This is a genomic window from Paenibacillus sp. NRS-1782, assembly GCF_050467685.1.
GTDB classification, from domain to species: Bacteria; Bacillota; Bacilli; order Paenibacillales; family Paenibacillaceae; genus Paenibacillus; species Paenibacillus terrae_A.
In genome coordinates this window covers 26,678-34,451 of record NZ_JBITPH010000046.1, presented here as the reverse complement: position 1 = coordinate 34,451, position 7,774 = coordinate 26,678, and the positions used below count along the sequence as shown (strand labels likewise).

The window sequence follows — 7,774 nt, the reverse complement described above, 5'->3', positions numbered from 1 at the left end:
TTTAGTTCAACTTATATAGAAACACCTTTGAAAAAGGCTTTCTAACTCAATAGCAACTACTCCCACTCAATAACTTCAGTAAATAATTAGAGTTAATTTGAAGTATTTTAACGATTTTATCGAGATTTGAAAAGGTTCTATTACGATAGACATTGATGGGTTGGTTGCAATTGGGTTGCATCACTTATAGACAAAAAAATAAAAAACACTTGAAAACTTTCACCCCATGTAGTAATGTAGTAATATAGATATGTAGATTTATATTCAGAATTCTTAGGAGGTTTCTACTATGGAACAAAAAGAAAAGAAAAGACGACAGGTAAGTTTTAATATCGACGACAACCTATACACAGAATTCAAGAAACTAATGTTAGAAGACAGAACTACTCCTACAGCATACATTACTCGTTGTATTAAAGAACGAGTAGACCGAGGTTCAGAAAATAACAAGGAGGGAAATTAAATGTTAGCAGTTAAGGAATTGGATGATGCCTTTAATTCTGCTCTCAATGTTGTAAATTTCAAAGGTGGTTTTGATTCATTTAAATTTAGAAAGGGATTTGATGAAGATACAAATATCTCAATTGAAGACAAAGAAGAAATTATGAAGTACCTCGAAAATAAAATTCCAAAAAGTAGTGATGAATATCAATTGGTACGCAAGCAAATAAATCATAATGAATTTTTATCAACCGACTATTATGCAAATCCATATCCAAGAAAGTTTAGAGGTGCTTACGCACCTGTTATTTTAAAAACTTTTGCTGGAATAATTTCACTGGTTATTGAACAGAAAGGAGAAATAACATGCCATTAAGAATAACTGATCTACGAATTGACCCAAAATCTCTGGGGGAAACAATGCTTCTTGCGGATATTTCGCCAAGTTACGAGTATAAGGACGGTGAGAGAACAAAAAAATTAGAAGGTTACCGCTATTCGGTTGTTCTCCCTGCTCACAAAATGGAGAAGTTAGGAGTAAAAGTCCTAAATAAAACACCTTTAATTGACGTTGAGAAAGGAGAAGAAATACCGATCGGCACACCCATTCAATTCACTAATTTAGAGGTTGCTGATAAACAAAAACAGAGCGTGAAAGCCTTATAAATAAAGGCTTTCACGCTCTTTCTATCTATTCCCACTCAATCGTTGCTGGTGGCTTGGAGGTGATATCGTACACGATGCGATTGACGTTATCCACTTCGTTTACGATACGTACCGAAATTTTCTCCAGCACATCCCAAGGGATACGCGCCCAATCCGCAGTCATACCGTCGATGGACGTTACCGCACGAATACCCACAGTGTAAGAATAGGTACGAGCGTCGCCCATTACGCCAACACTCTTCATATTCGGCAAAGCGGTGAAGTATTGCCAGATTTCCCGGTCCAGGCCGGCTTTGGCAATCTCCTCGCGCAAAATGTAATCTGATTCACGAACAATCGTAAGCTTGTCCTCTGTGACTTCACCCAGTACACGAATGGCAAGACCCGGACCCGGGAATGGCTGACGCCATACAATCTCAGGTGGCAGTCCGCATTCCTCGCCGACTTTACGTACTTCATCTTTGAACAGTGCATTCAGCGGCTCGATCAACTTGAACTTCATGTCTTCCGGCAAGCCACCTACGTTATGGTGCGATTTGATCGTCTGTGCCGTGGCTGTTCCACTCTCTACAATATCCGTATACAGTGTGCCTTGTGCCAGGAATGTAAAATCGTCGAATTGCTTGGATTCTTCCTCAAAAACGTAGATGAACTCGTTACCGATGATTTTACGTTTTTGCTCCGGATCATCGACTCCTGCCAGCTTGGACAAGAAGCGCTCACGTGCGTCAATTTTGACAACCTTCATATCAAATTTGCCAACGAATGTTTCCATTACGCTTTCGGCTTCACCCTTGCGCAGCAATCCATGGTCGATGAACATACAAGTCAGTTGATCGCCGATCGCTTTATGAATGAGCATCGCTACAACGGAAGAATCCACACCGCCACTTAAAGCGCACAATACTTTTTTGTCGCCTACCTGCTGACGGATTTCACGGATCTGGTCCTCGATGAACGACTCCATCGTCCATTTACCATCACAACCGCACACTTCATACAGGAAGTTGCTAATCATCTCATTACCATGAATGGAATGACGCACCTCTGGATGGAATTGTACCGCGTACAGATTCCGCTCTGGATGACTCATCGCTGCAATCGGCGCGCTTTCCGTTCCTGCATCCAGTTTAAAGCCGGATGGCAGATCCGTAACATGGTCTCCGTGGCTCATCCATACGGTCTGACGGGATTCCAGACCTTTGGCCAATCTCGTATCCTCATTGAACTGCACGTCTGCTTTGCCGTACTCACGCTTGCCTGCACGTTCTACCTTACCGTCCAATTGGTGAGCCATCAGCTGCATACCATAGCAAATACCGAAAATAGGAATTCCCAGATCGTAGATTGCCCGGTCGACTTGAGGGGCATTTTCTGCATATACGCTGGAAGGTCCACCTGAGAAAACAATCCCTTTCGGTGCCAGTTCTCTCAGCTTCTCCGCAGGCGTATTGTATGGAAGGAGCTCGCTATATACCCCGAGGTCCCGTATTCTTCTTGCGATTAACTGGTTGTATTGTCCTCCAAAGTCGAGAACTACAACGATTTCATTAGGCTTATTCATTACCGTGCCTCCCTCAATTGTTCGTTTCATTATACGCAACGATAAAACAAGACGTCAAGAAATCAACCGGAGTTGAGTGGACATGAAAAAATTGTTAAAATGAATTAATTCTAAATTATGATTCTGTTCGTAGGAGTGTAAACGATGGATGTGCTGAAATGGATCGCTCAATTGTTCGAAGAATACGGATACAGCGTCCTTTTTTTTGGCTTGCTGCTGGAATTTATTGCTTTACCTTTTCCCGGGGAAACCACGATGGCTTATGCGGGATATCTCTCCTATTCGGGTATACTGGATTTTGGAAAGCTGGTGCTGCTGGCCTTTTTGGGCACAACCATCGGAATGACCATTACCTACTTTATCGGAAAATGGGCCGGACTCCCCTTTATCCAGAAATACGGTAAATGGGTTTTGCTATCGCCAGACAAGCTTCAAAAAACGCAAAAATGGTTTCAACGTTACGGGTACTGGCTTATTTTTCTCGGATATTTTATTCCCGGTGTCCGGCATTTTACGGGTTATTTTGCGGGAATTATCGCTCTTCCCCTGCGTAAATTTGCCTTGTATGCGTACAGCGGCGCTCTGTTCTGGGTCATCCTGTTTCTTGGCATCGGTAAGGTGTTCGGTCCGCAATGGGATGCCATGTTCCATTTGGTAGAGCTGTATGCGCTGCGAATCGTCGTCGTCATCGGCATTATCCTTCTGCTATATATCGTTTATCGCTGGAGATCCTTCCTGTTTAGTTCTTTCCGCAAGTCCGACAAATCGGTGAAAACCAGTGGCAAAAACGATCCGGAATAATTAGACATCCGCCGCCTTACGGCTGCGAGCCCTTGTATAGTAAATCGTTATCACGATAGATATCATGACAAATCCTGCTCCTCCAATTAAACCTAACATACGTGGCTCTATCATTTCCACCGCCACCCCGGCTCCAAACATGGATAAACCGATAATCCCTTGACTCCACGCTGTCAGCATACCCAGTAATGGCCCCTGTAAATGCAGCGGGGTCTCCCGCATGAGTAGTGTATCCAAACAGATTGCCCCCACCCCACCAGCCAACGAAATGAAAAAGTAAATGGCGGCCGCCACCCAGGCATGACCAATTCCGCTTAATCCCATAAGCAATATCCCCTCCAATAGCAAGCATACCAGTCCTCCGCTCAATAAAGAGCGGCTGAATAGGCGCACCAGTGCATAGCTGGCAACCAGACCCGCCCCCAAAGCGGCGTAAAACAGTCCAATTCCGGCATCCCCTAGCTTAAACTCCTGCACGGCATATACACTGATCAGCACATTATCAATTCCATTGATGAACGGAACCAGTAATTCAAATGCAATCACGACTTGGAGCGGAAGCGAAATACGGATGCATTGCAGTATGTGTGACCTAGCGAGGATTCGATCATCGTACGGCGTCCGACTTCCACGTGATTCAGTATGAGCAGCCCCCCCAGCTACTTCTTCGTTGATGACGGGTGGGAATGCAATATTGCAGACGATCAGACCAGCAGCGGGATGGACGCCTTACGGGCTGGAGCGTACAGCGCTTCCCCACAGGCTAACAGGGTACTGACTCCATAAATGATCCACATATCCTCAGTGCTGTGAACACTTAAAAAGGCAAGGGCTGCTACGCCTCTAAGCAGATCTGTAGTCAGCATAAGGGTGCGCCTGGATATGCGGGTGATAAGCAGTCCTGACACGGGTGACAGAATTAAAAAAGGAATCACCCGTAGCCCCAGCATAATCCCCACGCTGAGTCCCGAGCCGGTAAGCCGATACATCAAGGCTAGCAAAGCGATCTGGCAGAAGCGGTCTCCAATTCCGTTAATGATGCCAGCCGCAAATAACTTTCTGTATTGCTTGTTTACCATGTACTTCAGTTCCAAATCAAAATGATCTACTAATTATATATTTATCTAATTATATATACAACTAATTTAAAGTGATGTTTATACAAACGTCAAGCATAAATTCATTTATGCAGAGCACACTAAACCAACTAACTCCAATACCGGAGGATTTTACGTATGCCAAATGAGAATAAAAGCTGTCCGCTCACTCACGTATCCTCTTGCTTGCGGGATAATGTCAATCATATCCAAAGCTCGATAGGAAACAGCGGGGACTTGATTGTCAAAGAGCTACTGTGGATGCAGAAATGGCCAGCAGCCGTATTTTATATTGATGGTCTGATTAACACTCAATTGCTGCATGATTCTGTACTGCGCTCATTTATGCGGATGGAAATTCATCATGTACCGGAGGGTGCTGAACCATTCGATTATTTAAAGGATCAGGTGCTGATCGCAGGGCATTCAGGCACTTTGGATGAAATGGATGCGTTATTCAACCGGATGCTATCCGGCGGAATTATCATTTTGCTGGAGGGTTACGCAAAAAGCATTTGGATTGATGCTGTCGGCTGGGAGGATCGTAATGTTAGTGAACCCCAATCCCAAACGGTTGTACGTGGACCAATGGAGGGCTTTACTGAGAATCTGCGTACCAATACAGCTCTGGTTCGCAAGCGAATTCGCGACCCGCGTCTTTGGATGGAAACAAGGCAGATCGGAGAAGTCACTCATACCAACGTGGCCGTGATGTTTATTAAAGGAATCGCGGACGAAGGCGTTATTCAGGAGTTGAGGGAACGCCTGGACCGAATTGATATTGACGGGATTATGGAAGGTGGCTACATCGAGGAGGAAATTCAAGACGCCACCTTTACCCCCTTCCCTACGATATACAACAGTGAACGCCCGGATTCGGTAGCAGCCAGTTTGCTGGAGGGAAAAGTGGCCATATTAGTGGACGGGACGCCGTTTGTACTTCTGATTCCAGCATTGTTTGTCCAATTTTTCCAGTCGGCCGAGGATTATTATCAACGAGCGGATATCAGTACTTTGTTGCGGATGCTGCGATTTTTGGCTTTTTTCATCGCTCTGCTGGCACCTGCCTTTTATATAGCGATATCTACCTTTCACCAAGAAATGCTTCCTACCAACCTGCTGATCAGCTTGGCAGCGCAACGGGAGGGCGTTCCGTTTCCGGCCTTTGTGGAAGCAATGCTGATGGAAATTACCTATGAAATTTTGCGTGAGGCCGGGGTGCGCATTCCAAAGACGGTGGGACAAGCGGTATCCATCGTAGGTACGCTGGTCATTGGGCAAGCTGCTGTGGATGCAGGCGCCGTGTCAGCCGCCATGGTTATTATCGTATCCATCACCGCGATCTCCAGCTATGTCATCCCTGAGAATGGGCTATCCATTGCGGTACGGATTGTCCGGTTCGCCCTCATGATGCTGGCCGCCGCCTTCGGATTTCTAGGTATATTAATGGGCTTGATGGCTCTGTTGCTTCATCTGACCAGTCTAAGATCCTTCGGAGTGTCTTACATGAGCCCGTTCGGCCCTTATGTGCAAAGTGATATGAAGGATACGATCTTTCGCCTGCCTTGGCCATGGATGACTACCCGTCCGAATGCGAATCAAGTTCAGAATACGATCCGGCAAAAAACACAGAGAAAGCGGGCGGGTAAGAAAAAATAATTGGGAAGTGACCGTACATGAAAGCAGTGATCAGCACGATTCTCATACTCAGTCTGCTCGCTTCCCTTTTGACCGGCTGTTGGGACCGCAGAGAGCTTAACGAGATCGGAATTACCGTAGGACTGGGTGTGGATAAGGACGGAGATCAAATCCGCGTGTCGGCACAGGTGGTTGTTCCTTCGGAGGTGGCCTCCAAATCAAGATCCAGTAAAGGAGCTCCTACGGTAACTACCTATGAGGTAACAGCCCCTACTCTTTATGAAGCTATCCAAAAAATGACGGAAATCAGCCCGCGAATCATCTATTTATCACAAATCCGTATGCTGATATTTGGCGAGGAATTCGCCAGACAAGGAATCGCTGACGTCGTGGAATCCCTGATGAGAGAACCTTTTGCCAGAACTGACTTTTATATCTGTATTGCGAGAGGTACGTCTGCCTCCAAAATACTTCAGGTAGCCACGACATTGGAGAAAATTCCCGCGAACAAAATGTTTGCTTCTATGGATGTATTATCTAAAACCTGGGCTCCTGTCAGCAAAGTGACTATAGAGCAGCTCATGGAGGAACTCGTCAGCTCCGAAATACATGCTACTCTGCCCGCCCTCGAAGCTAAAGGAGATTTATCCAAGGGGATAGAGGAAGGTACGGACAATATCAAGACCATTAAACCAACATCAGTTCTGGCTCTTTCCAGCCTGGGAGTGTTTAAAAAGGACCGTTTAATCGGGTGGCTTGATGAAAACGATAGCAAAGGATACAACTATATCCGGGATAACGTGGATACAACGACAGGACATACGAACTGCCCGGAAGGTGGTAAGATCGCTCTGCTGACTTTGAGAAGCTATACGAAGACTAAAGTGTTAGTACACAACGGTGAGCCTATAATCCAGATATCCGTAGAAAACATAAGTACGATTAGAGAGAATAGCTGTAGAAAAATGGAACTAAAAAGTCTGGAGGATATTAAAGAAATCGAGATGGAGAGTAATGCCAAATTGATCGAGATTATGAAGCATTCCGTGGAAACGGTACGCCGCAACTTCAAAGTAGACATTTTTGGATTTGGTCAATTAATTCACCAAGCTGATCCCAAGCTCTGGAAAGAACTTAAAAAGGATTGGAGTCACACATTTATGAATTTACAGATTGAATATAAGGCAAATACGGAAATCAAGAAAATGGGAGCTATTTTCCAGTCCTTTCAAAAGAAAATGAAGGAGTAAGCCCAATAAAGGTTCGCGGCTTCATAGCATCCCAAAACGAGTATGATTACGGAAGGAGCCTCCCTATGAAGACCTTCATTGCGGTTTTGTGCATTGCTCTATTGATTGCAATCAAGGACTTGCCCGGCTTATACCGCAAGCATCGCTTTAAGGACATGGCTGTATACATCGTGATACTCGCATTCGGGGCGTGGTTCAGTACGATCGCTGGTGAATCAAAGGAAACATGGAGCCCACTAAGCTTGATTGAGATGATATATAAGCCGGTAAATAACCTGTTTTCACATCTATTCAATTTGTAAATAAAGGGGGCAGAC

At 45.1% G+C, this 7,774-nt stretch carries 10 protein-coding genes; 7 read left to right on the top strand and 3 right to left on the bottom strand.

Annotated elements, in window-relative coordinates; all coding sequences use genetic code 11:
- Positions 1-289 precede the first annotated feature (289 nt).
- The 3 genes from ACIFQM_RS18685 to ACIFQM_RS18675 are packed head-to-tail and all read left to right on the top strand — an operon-like array spanning position 290 to position 1,107.
- Positions 290-463: a hypothetical protein gene (locus tag ACIFQM_RS18685; RefSeq protein ID WP_217587851.1), complete on the top strand. Its 174-nt coding sequence runs from the start codon at positions 290-292 to the stop codon at positions 461-463.
- Positions 464-817 (top strand): hypothetical protein, encoded by a 354-nt coding sequence (locus ACIFQM_RS18680; protein WP_430048981.1) that lies wholly within the window; start codon positions 464-466, stop codon positions 815-817. It abuts the gene before it with no gap.
- A complete protein-coding gene (locus ACIFQM_RS18675; protein ID WP_430048978.1) occupies positions 808-1,107 on the top strand; it encodes a hypothetical protein in 300 nt (99 codons plus the stop codon). The genes ACIFQM_RS18680 and ACIFQM_RS18675 overlap by 10 nt, the downstream gene beginning before the upstream one ends.
- Before the next feature lie 25 nt (positions 1,108-1,132).
- Here ACIFQM_RS18675 and guaA read toward each other — a convergent pair whose 3' ends face one another.
- Positions 1,133-2,671, bottom strand: a complete 1,539-nt coding sequence (gene guaA / locus ACIFQM_RS18670) for a glutamine-hydrolyzing GMP synthase (RefSeq protein ID WP_283654667.1) — start codon at positions 2,669-2,671, stop codon at positions 1,133-1,135.
- A gap of 144 nt (positions 2,672-2,815) precedes the next feature.
- On the opposite strand from guaA, the gene ACIFQM_RS18665 reads away from it, so the two are divergent.
- Complete coding sequence (locus ACIFQM_RS18665; RefSeq protein ID WP_430048975.1) at positions 2,816-3,472, top strand: DedA family protein; 657 nt, start codon at positions 2,816-2,818, stop codon at positions 3,470-3,472.
- Here the strand turns inward: ACIFQM_RS18665 and ACIFQM_RS18660 are convergent, their stop codons facing one another.
- Both ACIFQM_RS18660 and ACIFQM_RS18655 read right to left on the bottom strand, forming a co-directional pair.
- Positions 3,473-3,970: a hypothetical protein gene (locus ACIFQM_RS18660; RefSeq protein ID WP_430048973.1), complete on the bottom strand. Its 498-nt coding sequence runs from the start codon at positions 3,968-3,970 to the stop codon at positions 3,473-3,475.
- A gap of 206 nt (positions 3,971-4,176) precedes the next feature.
- On the bottom strand, positions 4,177-4,551 hold the full coding sequence (locus tag ACIFQM_RS18655; RefSeq protein ID WP_430048970.1) for an MFS transporter: 375 nt from the start codon (positions 4,549-4,551) through the stop codon (positions 4,177-4,179).
- 156 nt (positions 4,552-4,707) lie between these two features.
- Here ACIFQM_RS18655 and ACIFQM_RS18650 point away from each other — a divergent pair, with 156 nt between their 5' ends.
- The 3 genes from ACIFQM_RS18650 to ACIFQM_RS18640 all read left to right on the top strand — a co-directional run bounded on the left by ACIFQM_RS18650 (position 4,708) and on the right by ACIFQM_RS18640 (position 7,759).
- On the top strand, positions 4,708-6,228 hold the full coding sequence (locus ACIFQM_RS18650) for a spore germination protein (RefSeq protein ID WP_430048968.1): 1,521 nt from the start codon (positions 4,708-4,710) through the stop codon (positions 6,226-6,228).
- 17 nt (positions 6,229-6,245) lie between these two features.
- Positions 6,246-7,457 (top strand): Ger(x)C family spore germination protein, encoded by a 1,212-nt coding sequence (locus ACIFQM_RS18645; protein WP_430043339.1) that lies wholly within the window; start codon positions 6,246-6,248, stop codon positions 7,455-7,457.
- 65 nt (positions 7,458-7,522) lie between these two features.
- A complete protein-coding gene (locus tag ACIFQM_RS18640; RefSeq protein ID WP_430043338.1) occupies positions 7,523-7,759 on the top strand; it encodes a hypothetical protein in 237 nt (78 codons plus the stop codon).
- The last annotated feature ends 15 nt before the right edge of the window (positions 7,760-7,774 follow it).